General features: G+C 59.0%; 15 protein-coding genes. 3 read left to right on the top strand and 12 right to left on the bottom strand.

Annotated features, from left to right (window positions below; all coding sequences use genetic code 11):
- Position 1: 1 nt before the first annotated feature.
- The gene (ribF, locus tag ACQKEN_RS03185) at positions 2-949 is read right to left on the bottom strand and encodes a bifunctional riboflavin kinase/FAD synthetase (RefSeq protein ID WP_427683580.1); all 948 of its coding nucleotides are present in this window, start codon (positions 947-949) and stop codon (positions 2-4) included.
- A 118-nt stretch (positions 950-1,067) separates the two neighbouring features.
- Positions 1,068-2,612 carry a murein biosynthesis integral membrane protein MurJ gene (gene murJ / locus ACQKEN_RS03180; RefSeq protein ID WP_427683578.1) on the bottom strand — a complete coding sequence of 515 codons (1,545 nt, stop codon included), beginning with the start codon at positions 2,610-2,612 and terminating at the stop codon, positions 1,068-1,070.
- 250 nt (positions 2,613-2,862) lie between these two features.
- Here murJ and rpsT point away from each other — a divergent pair, with 250 nt between their 5' ends.
- Positions 2,863-3,141, top strand: coding sequence for a 30S ribosomal protein S20 (rpsT, locus tag ACQKEN_RS03175; protein ID WP_037015424.1), 279 nt, complete (start codon positions 2,863-2,865; stop codon positions 3,139-3,141).
- A 68-nt stretch (positions 3,142-3,209) separates the two neighbouring features.
- Here the strand turns inward: rpsT and ACQKEN_RS03170 are convergent, their stop codons facing one another.
- From ACQKEN_RS03170 to rplU, 5 genes are all read right to left on the bottom strand, one after another.
- Positions 3,210-3,680, bottom strand: a complete 471-nt coding sequence (locus tag ACQKEN_RS03170; RefSeq protein ID WP_192133166.1) for a CreA family protein — start codon at positions 3,678-3,680, stop codon at positions 3,210-3,212.
- 29 nt (positions 3,681-3,709) lie between these two features.
- Positions 3,710-4,828 (bottom strand): glutamate 5-kinase, encoded by a 1,119-nt coding sequence (gene proB, locus ACQKEN_RS03165; RefSeq protein ID WP_074890509.1) that lies wholly within the window; start codon positions 4,826-4,828, stop codon positions 3,710-3,712.
- A gap of 85 nt (positions 4,829-4,913) precedes the next feature.
- Positions 4,914-6,137, bottom strand: a complete 1,224-nt coding sequence (gene cgtA, locus ACQKEN_RS03160) for an Obg family GTPase CgtA (protein ID WP_282367114.1) — start codon at positions 6,135-6,137, stop codon at positions 4,914-4,916.
- 241 nt (positions 6,138-6,378) lie between these two features.
- A complete protein-coding gene (gene rpmA, locus ACQKEN_RS03155; RefSeq protein WP_037015434.1) occupies positions 6,379-6,651 on the bottom strand; it encodes a 50S ribosomal protein L27 in 273 nt (90 codons plus the stop codon).
- Positions 6,652-6,684: 33 nt separating this feature from the next.
- On the bottom strand, positions 6,685-6,999 hold the full coding sequence (gene rplU, locus ACQKEN_RS03150) for a 50S ribosomal protein L21 (RefSeq protein ID WP_003176051.1): 315 nt from the start codon (positions 6,997-6,999) through the stop codon (positions 6,685-6,687).
- A gap of 239 nt (positions 7,000-7,238) precedes the next feature.
- Between rplU and ACQKEN_RS03145 the strand changes: the two genes are divergently transcribed.
- The gene (locus ACQKEN_RS03145) at positions 7,239-8,207 is read left to right on the top strand and encodes a polyprenyl synthetase family protein (RefSeq protein ID WP_237251972.1); all 969 of its coding nucleotides are present in this window, start codon (positions 7,239-7,241) and stop codon (positions 8,205-8,207) included.
- A gap of 171 nt (positions 8,208-8,378) precedes the next feature.
- Positions 8,379-8,621, top strand: a complete 243-nt coding sequence (locus ACQKEN_RS03140) for a hypothetical protein (protein WP_427683574.1) — start codon at positions 8,379-8,381, stop codon at positions 8,619-8,621.
- Between the two features lie 81 nt (positions 8,622-8,702).
- On the opposite strand, the gene ACQKEN_RS03135 is transcribed toward ACQKEN_RS03140, so the two are convergent.
- From ACQKEN_RS03135 to ACQKEN_RS03115, 5 genes are all read right to left on the bottom strand, one after another.
- Positions 8,703-9,320: an FKBP-type peptidyl-prolyl cis-trans isomerase gene (locus ACQKEN_RS03135; protein ID WP_122535350.1), complete on the bottom strand. Its 618-nt coding sequence runs from the start codon at positions 9,318-9,320 to the stop codon at positions 8,703-8,705.
- Between the two features lie 83 nt (positions 9,321-9,403).
- On the bottom strand, positions 9,404-9,709 hold the full coding sequence (locus ACQKEN_RS03130) for a DUF6482 family protein (RefSeq protein ID WP_427683573.1): 306 nt from the start codon (positions 9,707-9,709) through the stop codon (positions 9,404-9,406).
- A 136-nt stretch (positions 9,710-9,845) separates the two neighbouring features.
- Positions 9,846-10,334, bottom strand: a complete 489-nt coding sequence (locus ACQKEN_RS03125) for a TIGR00645 family protein (RefSeq protein WP_427683572.1) — start codon at positions 10,332-10,334, stop codon at positions 9,846-9,848.
- Between the two features lie 171 nt (positions 10,335-10,505).
- A complete protein-coding gene (locus ACQKEN_RS03120) occupies positions 10,506-10,838 on the bottom strand; it encodes a hypothetical protein (protein WP_427683806.1) in 333 nt (110 codons plus the stop codon).
- Between the two features lie 185 nt (positions 10,839-11,023).
- Positions 11,024-13,456: a Lon protease family protein gene (locus ACQKEN_RS03115; protein ID WP_427683570.1), complete on the bottom strand. Its 2,433-nt coding sequence runs from the start codon at positions 13,454-13,456 to the stop codon at positions 11,024-11,026.
- Positions 13,457-13,736: the final 280 nt, after the last annotated feature.

Raw genomic sequence — 13,736 nt, 5'->3', positions numbered from 1 at the left:
TTCAGGCTCTAAAGTTTAGCGGTTGGTCGTGCCAGTGGGCACGAGCGGCAGCGACATCCGCATCGATCGCCGTCTTGAGCGCCTCAAGGGAGGCAAAGCGCTGCTCATCACGCAGCTTACGGTGAAATACCACCGTCAAACGCCGGCCATAGATATCGCCGGTAAAATCCAGGAGGTGAATCTCCAGGTGAGGACGTCCATCGCCCGCCACACTGGGACGCACGCCAATGTTGGCGACGCCCGGCCATTCCTTGCCGTCAATCCGCGCGCTGACCAGATAGACACCGGTCAATGGCACGCGACGACGTTTGAGCTGCACATTGGCGGTAGGCGTACCCAACTGACGCGCCAGCTTCTGGCCATGCAGCACCCGGCCGGATATCTCGAACGGGCGGCCCAGCAAATGCTCCGCCAGTTTGAAGTCGGCGGCGGCCAGCGCGGTGCGCACCTTGGTGCTGCTGACGCGGAAACCGTCGATCTCGACCGTCTGTGCCGCTTCGACGGTGAAGCCCTGGTCGGCGCCGACTTTTTGCAGGAAATCGAAATCGCCCACACGGTCACAACCAAAGCGGAAGTCGTCGCCGACCTCCAGGTGCTTCACACCCAAACCATCGATCAGCACGGTGTCGACAAACTCAGATGCACTGAGCTTGCTGAAGCGCTGGTTGAATGCCAGACACAGCACCAGATCAACACCTTCACCGGCGAGCAGATCGAGCTTGTCGCGCAGTCGGGCCAGACGGGCCGGAGCCGTATCTGGAGCGAAGAACTCGCGCGGTTGCGGTTCGAAGATCACCACACAACTGGGCAAGCCCAGCTCGACGGCACGCTCACGCAGTCTCGCCAGGATGGCCTGGTGACCCCGGTGTACACCGTCGAAATTGCCAATAGTGGCGACGCAGCCCCGGTGCTGCGGGCGCAGATTGTGAAGGCCTCGAACCAGCTGCATAACGCGCTTCTTGCTCATAAAGTGGCCGATTATAACCACACACCGCCGTCAACGACAGGCGACACATCCGGGCAAACCACAACAATCGACGTTAACCGGCAGAAAACGACGACTGATCCTACAGGATCGCCTTGCGAGCGAAATGCCTGACCCGGAAACCCAGCACCAGCAAGGTGCCGAAATACGCCGCGACACCCGCCAGCACCAGCGCGCCCAGGCGCAGGAATCGCTGCAGCATTTCACCGTCTGACCAGGCGGGCATCACATGCATCAGGCCCAGCAGCACGGCGGACATCACCGCCACAGCGATAATCAGCTTGCCCAGGAACACCGGCCACCCCGGCTGTGGCTGAAACAGGTCCTGCTTGCGCAGCTGCCAGAACAACAGCAAGGCGTTCAGGCACGCCCCCACGCTGATGGCCAGCGCAAGACCGGCATGTGCAAGGTGGATGACGTAGACGAAAAGCAGGTTGAACAGCTGAGTCACTATGAGGGTGAAGATCGCGATTTTCACCGGCGTGCGGATATTTTGTTGAGCATAAAAGCCCGGGGCGAGCACCTTGATCACGATGATGCCCAGCAGCCCGACCGAATACGCGACCAGCGCACGTTGGGTCATCGCAGCATCTACGGCGTCAAACTTGCCGTACTGAAACAGCGAAACGGTCAGCGGCTCGGCGAGCAGCCCGAGCGCCAGGGTGCATGGCAGCACCAGGAGGAAACACAGGCGCAGGCCCCAGTCGAGGATGCGCGAGTATTCGTGGCGATCCCGACTGGCGTAGGTTTTCGAGAGGATGGGCAGAAGAATAGTCCCCAACGCCACGCCCAGCACACCGGAAGGCAACTCCATCAGACGGTCGGCGTAGTACATCCAGGACACCGATCCGGCAACAAGGAACGAGGCGAATATGGTGTTAATGATCAGCGAAATCTGACTGACGGAAACGCCGAGCATGGCCGGCAGCATCTGCTTCATCACTCGCCAGACACCGGTGTCGCGCAGGTTCAGGCGCGGGAGCACCAGCATGCCGATCTTTTTCAGGTGCGGCAGTTGATAAAGAAGCTGCAGCAGCCCTCCCGCCAGCACCGCCCAGCCCAGCGCCATCACCGGCGGGTGGAAATACGGCGTAAGGAACAGCGCGAAGAAAATCATCGCCAGATTGAGCAGCGTCGGCACGAACGCCGGAACGGAGAAGCGATTCCACGTGTTGAGGATCGCGCCGGCCAGAGATGACAGCGAGATGAGCAATATATAAGGAAAGGTCACCCGCAACAGGTCTGAGGTGAGCTGGAATTTCTCCGGCGTGTCGGCAAACCCCGGCGCAGTCGCCCAGATGACCCACGGGGCGAACACGACGCCCAGCACCGTGACAATCGCCAGGGCGAGGGTCAGCAGGCCGGTGACGTAGGCGACGAATGTGCGGGTCGCCTCTTCGCCCTGCTGGCTTTTGTATTCAGCGAGGATCGGCACAAACGCTTGGGAGAAGGCGCCTTCGGCAAAGATCCGGCGCAGCAGGTTGGGCAGCTTGAAGGCAATAAAGAAGGCGTCAGTGGCCATGCCGGCGCCGAATGCGCGCGCGATGATGGTATCGCGGACAAAGCCCAGCACCCGCGAAAGCATCGTAATAGAGCTAACGGCGGCAAGCGATTTGAGTAGATTCATCGAAAGGTTGTACGCCTGACCAAAGGAAGCGCCAAAGCGCGTTCCATATATGCGATACTCCGCGCCGCAAAACAGCTCAGAGCCAAAGCCCGCGAGTTTACAGGTCGCACGCCGGAAAGAAATCACCTCGGCACCACACTGCGACCACTCAGCGGAACGCATCAACCGCCCTTGACAAGCGTCAAACTCATCGGCATGATTCGCGGCCTATTTTGTTAGCTATTTCCCAAGTCTTTCGAGGAGCTCGACGGTGGCCAACACACCTTCCGCCAAAAAACGTGCAAAACAGGCTGAGAAGCGTCGCAGCCACAACGCCAGCATGCGTTCCATGGTTCGTACCTACATCAAGAATGTAGTTAAAGCCATCGACGCTAAAGACGCTGAAAAAGCGCAAGCTGCCTATGTTCTGGCTGTGCCAGTTATCGACCGTATGGCCGATAAAGGCATCATCCACAAGAACAAAGCTGCTCGCCATAAAGGTCGCTTGAATGGCCACATCAAGGCTCTGAACCTTGCTGCTGCAGCCTAAGCGATTCGCTTGTTAAAAAACCGACCCCAGGGTCGGTTTTTTATTGCCTTCGATTTGACGCTCCAGCATCAAGGCGCAGGAGCAGGCGCCCATGGCAGTATCGGGATCGCGGTCACGGCGTTCTGCGGGCTACCTTCGATCACCTTGTCGCTGTAGACGAGGTACACCAGCGTGTTGCGCTTCTTGTCGAGGAATCGCACGACCTGCATGGTCTTGAACACCAGCGAGGTCCGCTCCTTGAACACCTCGTCGCCATCCTTCAATTGCTCTTTGAAGTGAATGGGGCCGACCTGCCGGCAAGCGATGGACGCTTCAGCGCGGTCTTCAGCGAGACCCAGACCACCCTTCACCCCACCGGTTTTCGCGCGGGACAGATAGCACGTCACGCCGTCGACCTTGGGATCGTCGAATGCTTCGACCACGATCCGATCGTTCGGCCCCACCATCTTGAACACCGTTGATACCTGGCCGATTTCTTCAGCCGATGCCAGCAACGGCAACATCAGCAACGCGCCTACCAGCCCTTTCATGACTCGCATTTATGCTTCCTTCTTGTTGATGATGCACTTCAGACCAGAATCAGGTTGTCACGGTGAACGAGCTCAGGCTCAGCCATGTAGCCCAGCTCTTTGACGATGGCGTCAGAGGGCAGACCAATGATCTTCTGCGCCTCGAGTGCGCTGTAATTGCTGAGACCGCGGGCGATCTCGCGACCGTCAGCCGCCACGCATACCACCATCTCGCCGCGGCGAAAGCTACCCTGCACCAGCTTGACGCCGACCGGCAACAGACTCTTGTGGCTCTGGGTGAGCGCTTTCACCGCGCCCTCGTCCAGCACCAGCGTGCCACGGGTTTGCAGATGCCCGGCCAGCCACTGCTTACGAGCCGCGAGCATTTCGCGCTCAGGTGACAGCAACGTGCCCAAGCGCTCACCGGCCTTCAAACGCGCCAGAACGCGCTCTATGCGACCACCCACAATCACAGTGTGCGCGCCGGAACGGGCGGCAAGTCGCGCTGCACGCAATTTGGTCTGCATGCCGCCACGACCCAGCGCACCGCCGGTGCCGCCCGCCACTGCATCAAGGGCAGGGTCATCGGCGCGCGCTTCATAAATGAGCTGCGCCTCGGGATTATTGCGAGGATCGGCGTCGAACATGCCGTCACGGTCAGTCAGAATAACCAGGAGATCGGCTTCAACCAGGTTGGCCACCAACGCCGCCAGCGTGTCGTTGTCGCCGAAACGGATCTCGTCGGTGACGACGGTGTCGTTTTCGTTGATCACAGGGATGACTCCCAGCTCAACCAACGTACGCAACGTGCTTCGGGCGTTCAGGTAGCGCTTGCGGTCGGACAGGTCGTCGTGGGTGAGCAGAATCTGTGCGGTGTGCCGCTGATGCTCTGCGAAGCTGGATTCCCACGCCTGCACCAACCCCATCTGACCGATTGCTGCAGCGGCCTGAAGCTCATGCATGGCACTTGGTCGCGCAGTCCAGCCCAGACGGCTCATACCGGCCGCTACCGCGCCGGACGACACCAGGACCAGTTCGACACCCGCCTCATGCAGGGCCACCATCTGCTCGACCCAAACACCCATCGCGTTGCGATCCAGACCTTTGCCGTCCGCTGTCAGCAGCGCACTTCCGATCTTCACCACCCAACGCTGGGCACCTGTCACCTTGCTCCGCATGATCTTTCAACCTTAAGCCAGAGAGTCCGAATTCTAGATACTAAAACGCCGCTTCAAGAGCGGCGTCGTAGTTTACTTCAGTCGATCAGTCGCGGACGTAAATGATTTCCGGACCATCTTCGTCTTCCACGTCTTCCTCATCCCAATCGTCATCGCCGATGTCATGCACGCTCTTCACGCCGCTACGGCGCAAGGCACGCTGATCATCCAGTGCCTGCAACTGGGCACGAGCTTCGTCTTCGATGCGTTGATCCAGCTCAGCCAGCTCGGCCGCGTAGGCCGGGTCATTAGCCAGGCGATCAGCGCGATCTTCGAGATAGCGCATGATGTCGTGGGTCAGGCGATCGGTGCCTTCTTTGGCGATGGCCGAAATCACGTAGACAGGGCCGGTCCACTCCAGGCGATCGATGATCTCCTGCTTGCGGGCCTCATGCTCTTCTTCGAGGATCTGGTCGCACTTGTTCAGCACCAGCCAGCGATCACGATCAGCCAGCGCAGGGCTGAACTTGACCAGCTCGTTGACGATGACTTCAGCGGCATCCGGCGCACTGCTCTCATCCAGCGGCGCCATGTCGACGAGGTGCAGCAACAGACGCGTACGCGCCAGGTGCTTGAGGAAGCGAATCCCCAGACCCGCACCGTGGGAAGCGCCTTCGATCAAGCCGGGAATATCGGCAATGACAAAGCTCTTCCAGCGATCAACGCTGACGACACCCAGGTTCGGCACGAGCGTGGTGAACGGGTAATCAGCGACCTTTGGCTTGGCGGCGGACACCGAACGAATGAACGTGCTCTTGCCAGCATTCGGCAAACCGAGCAGACCGACGTCAGCCAGTACTTTCAGCTCCAGCTTGAGGTCACGTTGCTCACCCGGCTTGCCCGGCGTGGTTTGACGCGGTGCCCGGTTGGTACTGGATTTGAAACGCGTGTTGCCCAGACCGTGCCAGCCACCATGGGCCACCAGCAGACGCTGCCCGGCTTTGGTCAGGTCGCCGATGACTTCCTGGGTACCGGCGTCGATCACGGTGGTGCCGACTGGCACACGCAATACCAGCTCTTCACCCTTGCGACCGGTGCAGTCGGTGCTGCCGCCATTCGAACCGCGCTCGGCGTCGAAATGGCGGGTGTAGCGGTAGTCGACCAGGGTGTTGAGGTTTTCGTCAGCGATCATATAGATCGAGCCGCCGTCACCGCCATCACCACCGTTAGGACCACCGTTCTCGATGAATTTTTCGCGGCGGAAGCTCATGCAACCGTTACCGCCGTCACCGGCCTTTACTCGAATGGATACTTCATCAACAAATTTCATAGCGCACGCCTCCCGTCACAAAGACGAGCAAACAACATAGATTCATAAGGCTCTTGCAAAGATGAGCGTTGCGATACCGATCAAAAACCAGCGACTTCACACCACAACGGCCCACACAAACAGCTTTGCAAGAGACTCACCAGAAACAGGACCTTCTACAAACGAAAAAGCCCTGTCATCGACAGGGCTTTTCAGCTCAGGAGGCGCGAAGGTCAGGCCCTCACACCCCCTGAACGCAAGATTATGCCGCGACTTCAGTCTTTGGCACGATGCTTACATAGCGACGACCGAAGGCGCCTTTAACCTGGAACTTGATCACGCCTTCGACTTTAGCGAACAGGGTGTGATCTTTGCCCATGCCAACGCCGTAGCCAGCGTGGAATTGGGTGCCGCGCTGACGCACGATGATGTTGCCCGGAACGATAACCTGGCCGCCATACATCTTCACGCCAAGGCGCTTGGCTTCTGAGTCGCGACCGTTACGGGTACTACCACCAGCTTTTTTGTGTGCCATGAGTCAATTCTCCTAGTGAGGATTAGGCTGAAATTAAGCCTGAATACCGGTGATTTTGATCTCGGTGTACCACTGGCGGTGGCCCATACGCTTCATGTGGTGCTTACGACGACGGAACTTGATGATGCGGACTTTATCGTGACGACCTTGGGAGATCACTTCAGCCACAACGGTAGCGCCTGCAACAACTGGAGCGCCGATGTTCACGTCGTCGCCATTGGCAACCAACAGAACGCGATCAAAAGTAACGGATTCGCCGGTAGCGATTTCCAGTTTTTCAATCTTCAGGTATTCACCTGGGGCGACCTTGTATTGCTTGCCGCCAGTAACGATTACTGCATAAGACATGGTGTATCTCCGATAATCCTGCTCACCCAGCTCTTTATAGGAAGAGGTATTGGCTGGCATGGCTGCACAAGGCTGGAAGGCCGACATGCAATTGCGTAAGGCAGGTGCTGCCCAGGAAGTTAGGGTGCGCGATTGTACGCAAGCGATCAACGCCTTGCAAGCTGCGTTATGTCACGCCTTGACAGGGTGGGGCCTGCAACCTAGCATGCCGCGCAACCCTTCTGGAGCACGTCTCGCTGATGCAACCCCAAGCCTTCTACACCGCTGTGGCGGACGACTTTACAGCCGTCGACCACATTATCAAGAAGCAGCTGACATCGCGCGTGCCGCTGGTCTCCAAAATCGGCGACTACATCACCTCTGCTGGCGGTAAACGCCTGCGTCCGTTGCTCGTTCTGTTGTGCGGCAAAGCGCTGGGCTCTGGCGGTGATGACCTGCGTCTGCTGGCAGCGACCATCGAATTCCTGCACACCGCTACCCTGCTCCATGACGACGTCGTCGACATGTCCGGCATGCGCCGTGGCCGCTCGACTGCCAACGCGATGTGGGGCAACGCGCCGAGCGTTCTGGTGGGTGACTTTCTGTATTCGCGCTCGTTCGAGATGATGGTCGAACTCGGCTCGATGCCGGTCATGCAGATCCTGTCGAAGGCCACGCGGATCATTGCTGAAGGTGAAGTACTGCAACTGTCCAAGGTGCGCGACGCCAGCACCACCGAAGAAACCTACATGGAAGTCATCCGCGGCAAAACCGCGATGCTCTTCGAAGCGTCGACACACAGCGCCGCAGCCCTGGCCAATGCCGGCCCGGAGCAGAGTGAAGCGCTGCGCACCTTCGGTGATCATCTGGGTGTCGCCTTCCAACTGGTCGACGACCTGCTGGACTATCGCGGCGATGCGGAAACCCTCGGCAAGAACGTCGGTGATGACCTCGCCGAAGGCAAGCCTACCCTGCCGCTGATCTACACCATGCGCGAAGGCACACCTGAACAAGCCGCGCTGGTTCGCCAGGCCATTCAAAAGGGCGGCCTGGAAGATCTCGAAAGTATCCGCGATGCCGTGGAAAAGTCAGGCGCCCTTGAGTACACCGCCCAACTGGCACGCGACTACATTGCTCGCGCCATTGCCTGCCTGGATGTGCTGCCGCCGAGCGTCTATCGCGACGCCCTCGTCGAGCTGAGTGAATTTGCGGTCGCGCGCACACACTGACCGCTGCCCTGCCCCACTGAAAGCCCGTCCACGTGACGGGCTTTTTGTTGTGCGCGATTCAAGGCCGCGAACAAAGCCCACCCCAGCCAGCCAATGCGAATTAATCTCAAATAGATCCTTGCTATTCCTCAGATAAGAATTATTCTCATTGAACCACTCAAGGAGAATCACATGACTTATCTGATTGATGCCTGGCTTGATCGACCACAGCCCTACCTGCGCATTCTGGATCGCGAGACGGGAAAAGTGTGTGCGGTGCTGGAGGAAGAGGCGCTCGATGAATTGCGCGATCAGGGGGATCTGGATGTCAGCAGTTTGAGCTCGAGCGAACCCTGCGTTCAGAAGGAGATGGTGCGAAGTCTGTTTCTGTTCTGTTATGCGCAGGCATTGCGCCCGGCCAGTGAACTGCATTGATGAAGACAGATAAAACGACAATGCCGAGCCAGCGCGGGCTGACTCGGCATCTGTCGAGCGTGAAGCGGTCGCTACATAACCTTACAGAACGTCGAGCAGCTCGACGTCGAAGACCAGAACGCTGTGCGGCGGAATGCTGCCAACGCCTTGAGCGCCGTAAGCCAGTTCGCTAGGAACATACAGACGCCATTTGCTGCCGGCCTTCATCAATTGAAGGGCTTCGGTCCAGCCTGGAATCACGCCGCCAACCGGGAATTCCGCCGGCTCGCCACGATCGTAGGAGCTGTCAAACACAGTGCCGTCGATCAGCATGCCGTGGTAATGAGTGCGCACGTTGCTTTCGCGGGTCGGCTGAGCGCCTTCGCCTGCAGTGATCACTTCATATTGCAGACCGGAGGCCAGAGTGGTCACGCCATCACGCTTGGCGTTTTCGGTCAGGTATTCCTTGCCGGCGCCCGCCGCTGCTTCAGCTTTGGCAGCTGCTTCGGCTTGCATGATTTCGCGGATGACTTTGAAGCTCGCGCCCATTTCTTCCTGACCCACGCGGCTCGGCTTGCCGGCGAAGGCGTCGGTCAGGCCGGCCAGGATAGCGTCCAGGTCGACGCCCGGTGGCGGGTTGTCACGCAGTTGGTCGCCCAGCTGACGGCCAATGCCGTAGCTGACGCGGGTTTCGTCTGTGGACAGATTGACTTCGGACATGAGACTGCTCCGCTGAAGAGCGCCCTCGGGCGCCCGTATTTAAAGGCCGGGCAGCCTAGCACAAAGCGTAATACCCGTAACCTCTACCACGCCGAGCGAATGGACAGAGGAATCTTGACGTTCTGATCCAGGTCATCGTGTACGCCGCACATTTCATCGTGAACCACGGCGTGGACCAGACTGAACGGCAACGGCGGCACCGACTGCAACAGCTCGCGCGCATGCTCGACGGAACGCAGGTGCAATGCCTTGTTATGAGTGTCGACCAGACGATGTGCGACGCCCTGCATCCGTGCTTCCAGCAGATAGATGCCGCCTTCGATGGAAATGAGGTTGAGTTCGTCGATGCGGCCGGCGCCGGCGTGTGAGGTGAGTTCCTGCAAGTTCATGGCTAAGCCTCTTGGTCACTGCGGAATACGCGAACACTGAGTCTCGCTGATGGAGGCCTGAGCGCAAGAAACCAGCGATGCCGCTGGTCATATTTGCTCAGGGGACGCCATCCGTGCCAACCGCAGACGCAGCCAATCAGTGCTTGGTCAGCTTGTCCAGATAGCCCATCGCGAAGGCCGAGACCACAAAGGTCATGTGGATGATCACGTACCACATCAGGTATTGCGGCTCGATGTTCTTGGCGTCCATGAACACCCGCAACAGGTGAATGGAAGAAATCGCGACGATGGACGCGGCGACTTTCATCTTCAGCGATGAAGAATCCATCTTGCCCAGCCAGTTGAGCTTTTCCTTGCCTTCATCGATATCCAGCTGGGACACGAAGTTCTCGTAGCCGGAGATCATCACCATAACCAGCAAACCGCCGACCAGCGCCATGTCGATCAACGACAGCAGCACCAGGATCAGATCCGATTCCGCCAGCGCGAACACGTTAGGGATGATGTGGAAGATTTCCTGGAAAAACTTCAGCGCCAGCGCCAACAGTCCCAGAGACAAACCAAAGTAGATCGGCGCCTGCAACCAGCGCGATGCGTACATGGCATTTTCGATAAACCGTTCCATTGAAGCTCACAGATTATTTAAAAGCTCGCGAGTATAGGGCGAAGGCCGATTAGCACAACCCACCACGAAAAGAGTTGAAACAATAACGCCAGATCAGGCGTGGGGGACGCTCGACAAATCCGCATCTGCAGACAGCAGCAAACAAATGCGAGACTCGTCGAAGCGCGGGGGTCAGTTGGCGGGAGATGTCCGCTGCACCTGGGCGGCGTCGCTGTTGATTCTTCGCAGCTCCCCCTGCAGGTGAAGCCCCCATATCGGGATTTCCTCTGCCGTTTGATAGCCATGCATCACAAGGCTTTCAGCAATGGCATCAAGCACCGATTCGGCAGCAACCGGCCCATGAAAAGGCCCCTGAGCCTTGAGTGCGGAGGGCTGCTCGCCAGACATCCCGGCAGCGAACAACAAGGTCCACATTCCTTTATCGCCTGACAGCGGGCGAACGACACATTCGATTCGGGTCACCAGACCCAGGCATTGGCGAGTAAGACAGAGGCTGCGCGGCATGGCGAGCTCCTCATTGATTGCAGTATTCATTTCCTTCGCATAACGAGGGAAACGCGTCAGTCCCTTTGACAACTGCTGCAACCCGACAATATCGAACAAATACCCCGTTGGAAAAGCGCGAAAATGAAAAGGGCGCCGAATGGTCATTTTGCCATCAAGCGCCCCGTTTCATTGACGTCAAAGGCCTAGCTTTTCAGCTCGGGCTGTAATTGTGGCGCCTCCTTTTCGAGCTCTTTGAGGTCGTCGTCGCTGAGCATTTCGGCGATGTCGCGCAGGCGGTCCACTACCCTGCCGTTCACCGAGTCATCGGGGAACTGACCGTCTTCGTCCGCTTCACCGACCGGCATGCCCACCAACAGGCTGAGCGCCTCATCCACCTGACGCACCGCGTACACATGGAACTGCCCGGCGCGCACGGCTTGCAGCACGCGCTCGTCGAGCATCAGCGTGGCGACGTTGGCATGGGGAATGATCGCGCCTTGGTCACCCGTAAGACCTCGGGCTTCGCAGAGTCGGAAGAATCCTTCGATCTTCTCGTTGACGCCGCCGACCGCCTGAACCTCGCCGAACTGGTTGATCGAACCGGTGATGGCGAAGCACTGCTTGAGCGGGGTTTTCGACAGTGCCGAAATCAGCGTGCAGACCTCGCCGAGGGAAGCGCTGTCGCCATCGACGTAGCCGTAGGACTGTTCCAGTGCGATGCTCGCGGAAATGGCCAGCGGGAATTCCTGGGCATAACGGCTGCCCAGATAACCGGTGAGGATCATCACGCCTTTGGAGTGAATCGGCTGGCCCAGATTGACCTCACGCTCGATGTCGACAATACCGCTGCCGCCCGGGTAAACCGTCGCCGAGATCCGCGCCGGCACACCGAACGCCGAATCGCCCACTTCCAGCACCGTCAGGCCATTGCACTTGCCGACCGCCGCACCATGGGTGTCGATCAGGATGATGCCCGCGAGCATGTCGTCGAGGATCCGCGCCGACACTCGACCGGTACGGGTGGCCTTGGCCTTCAAGGCGCGCTCGATGTGGCCGGCGTCAGTGCGTTCGTCACCGGCGACGCTGCGGATGAAATCCGCCTCGCTGACCAGTTGAAACAGATCGCCGATGCGCGCTGACAAGCGCCCCTGGTGCTCGGCGAGACGCGCGCTGTACGTGGCGAGGCGTGCAACCGCGTCCGCCGTCAGAGGCGCCATGCCCTCCTCCGAGGTCCGTGTCTTGAGCAACTGGGCGAACTGCTCCAGGCTTTCATCGACCATGGGAATGTCTTCGTCGAAATCCACCAGCACCCGGAACATCTCCTGGAAGTCCGGATCAAGGTCCTGCAGCGTGTAGTACAACGACCGCGCGCCGATGATGATGACTTTGACCTGCAGCGGAATGGTCTGCGGGGTCAGGGTCACGGTGGCAAGACGCCCCAGCTCACCCAGCGGCGCTTCCATCTTCAGCTTGCGCGATTGCAGGGAGCGCTTGAGGGCATCCCACACGAACGGCTCGCTGAGCATTTTCTCGGCTTCGAGCACCAGAAAACCGCCGTTGGCGCGGTGAAACGCGCCGGGTCGCAGCTGACGATAGGTGGTGTAAAGCGCGCCCTGATCGGTGCTGTATTCGATGCGGCCAAAGAGGTTGTCGTAGGTCGGGTGCGGCTCGAACACCACCGGCGCGCCACCGCTGGCGGAATGGCCGACCATCAGGCTTGGGCAGTATTGCTCTTCGAGCAGCTTGCGCGCCTGGGCATCGGTTTTGCTGTCGTCGACCAGTTGCTCGACCACGGTTTTAAGCAGGTTGACCTGCACCGCCTGAAGGTAGGCGCACACCGCAGCGTTTTCGGCGTACTGCTCGGACAACGGTGCAAGCAGCGGCTGAAGCGCCAGGATGATGGTCTCTTCATTGAGTTCACGCATCTGATTGTTGGACTCGCGCTTCCACTGCGGCAGGCTGGCGAGTTCTTCATTCAGACGCTCTTCCAGCGTCGAAATATCGGTGTGAAAACGCTCGCGCTCGGCTTCCGGCAATTGCGAAAACTCGGCCTCGTCCAGCGCCTTGCCTTCGAGCATCGGGGTGAACGCAATGTTGGTGTTGTCGCGGTACAGCGCGATGTCCTTTTCCAGCGCCAGACGCTCGATGACATCGAGGGCGCGGTCGTAGCGCTGATTGAAGGCACGGTCGATCGAGCTTTTCTTTTGCTGGTAGGACGGATGCTCGAACACCGCAGGAAAGGTCGACAGCAGGTTGTCGATCAGTCCGTTGATGTCGGCAATGAAAGCGCTCGCGCTGCCGGGCGGCAATTCCAGCGCGCGCGGCTCACGGGCGTCGTCGAAATTGTTGACGTACACCCAGTCCGACGGCGTCTGCATACGCTTGGCTTCGGCCTTGAGGTAGCGCTTGACGAAGGAGAACCGGCCAGTGCCGGGCTCGCCCATGACGAACACGTTGTAGCCGGGGCGCGGCATGGCGACGCCGAATTGCAGGGCTTCGACCGCTCGTTCCTGACCGAGCACGCCGCGAAAGGGTTCCAGATCGTTGGTTGTCGTGAAGCTGAACTGTTCAGCGGAAAAGGGACGGGTCAGCGCTTCAGGCGCAAGTCGCAAGCTGGCAGCAACAGAATCGGGCATCGGACATCCTTACATCAGGCGGGGCAGATGGGCGCATTCTGGCGCTCGCCGCACCGCACTGGCAAGGCATGAACCACCTGATCGCTTTTCCATATGAGGAACCGTCCTACACAGCTGATGGAGGCGGATTACACGTAACAATCTGCAATAGCTGACGGAACGTTCATATCGTGCCTAAACTCCAACTTGCGCGACTGGTAACAATTTAAATAACCGGTCCGCCCTGGCGCCCTATCGGCCAGGAATCCGACCCTTGGTTGAAACAACAGAGACTAAAGCT

This window comes from Pseudomonas sp. NPDC078416, from assembly GCF_050268485.1.
Lineage (GTDB): Bacteria > Pseudomonadota > Gammaproteobacteria > Pseudomonadales > Pseudomonadaceae > Aquipseudomonas.
The sequence above is the reverse complement of the archived record's forward strand: the minus strand, read 5'-3'. Positions and strand labels throughout refer to the sequence as shown.

Coding starts and splice junctions, on each gene's coding strand:
- murJ (WP_427683578.1), bottom strand. CDS start 2,612: ATGAATCTACTCAAATCGCTTGCCGCCGTTAGCTCTATTACGATGCTT.
- ACQKEN_RS03120 (WP_427683806.1), bottom strand. CDS start 10,838: ATGCCGCGCAGCCTCTGTCTTACTCGCCAATGCCTGGGTCTGGTGACC.
- cgtA (WP_282367114.1), bottom strand. CDS start 6,137: ATGAAATTTGTTGATGAAGTATCCATTCGAGTAAAGGCCGGTGACGGC.
- ACQKEN_RS03115 (WP_427683570.1), bottom strand. CDS start 13,456: ATGCCCGATTCTGTTGCTGCCAGCTTGCGACTTGCGCCTGAAGCGCTG.
- proB (WP_074890509.1), bottom strand. CDS start 4,828: ATGCGGAGCAAGGTGACAGGTGCCCAGCGTTGGGTGGTGAAGATCGGA.
- ACQKEN_RS03125 (WP_427683572.1), bottom strand. CDS start 10,334: ATGGAACGGTTTATCGAAAATGCCATGTACGCATCGCGCTGGTTGCAG.
- ACQKEN_RS03135 (WP_122535350.1), bottom strand. CDS start 9,320: ATGTCCGAAGTCAATCTGTCCACAGACGAAACCCGCGTCAGCTACGGC.
- ACQKEN_RS03145 (WP_237251972.1), top strand. CDS start 7,239: ATGCAACCCCAAGCCTTCTACACCGCTGTGGCGGACGACTTTACAGCC.
- ACQKEN_RS03140 (WP_427683574.1), top strand. CDS start 8,379: ATGACTTATCTGATTGATGCCTGGCTTGATCGACCACAGCCCTACCTG.
- rpmA (WP_037015434.1), bottom strand. CDS start 6,651: ATGGCACACAAAAAAGCTGGTGGTAGTACCCGTAACGGTCGCGACTCA.
- ACQKEN_RS03130 (WP_427683573.1), bottom strand. CDS start 9,709: ATGAACTTGCAGGAACTCACCTCACACGCCGGCGCCGGCCGCATCGAC.
- ribF (WP_427683580.1), bottom strand. CDS start 949: ATGCAGCTGGTTCGAGGCCTTCACAATCTGCGCCCGCAGCACCGGGGC.
- rplU (WP_003176051.1), bottom strand. CDS start 6,999: ATGTCTTATGCAGTAATCGTTACTGGCGGCAAGCAATACAAGGTCGCC.
- ACQKEN_RS03170 (WP_192133166.1), bottom strand. CDS start 3,680: ATGCGAGTCATGAAAGGGCTGGTAGGCGCGTTGCTGATGTTGCCGTTG.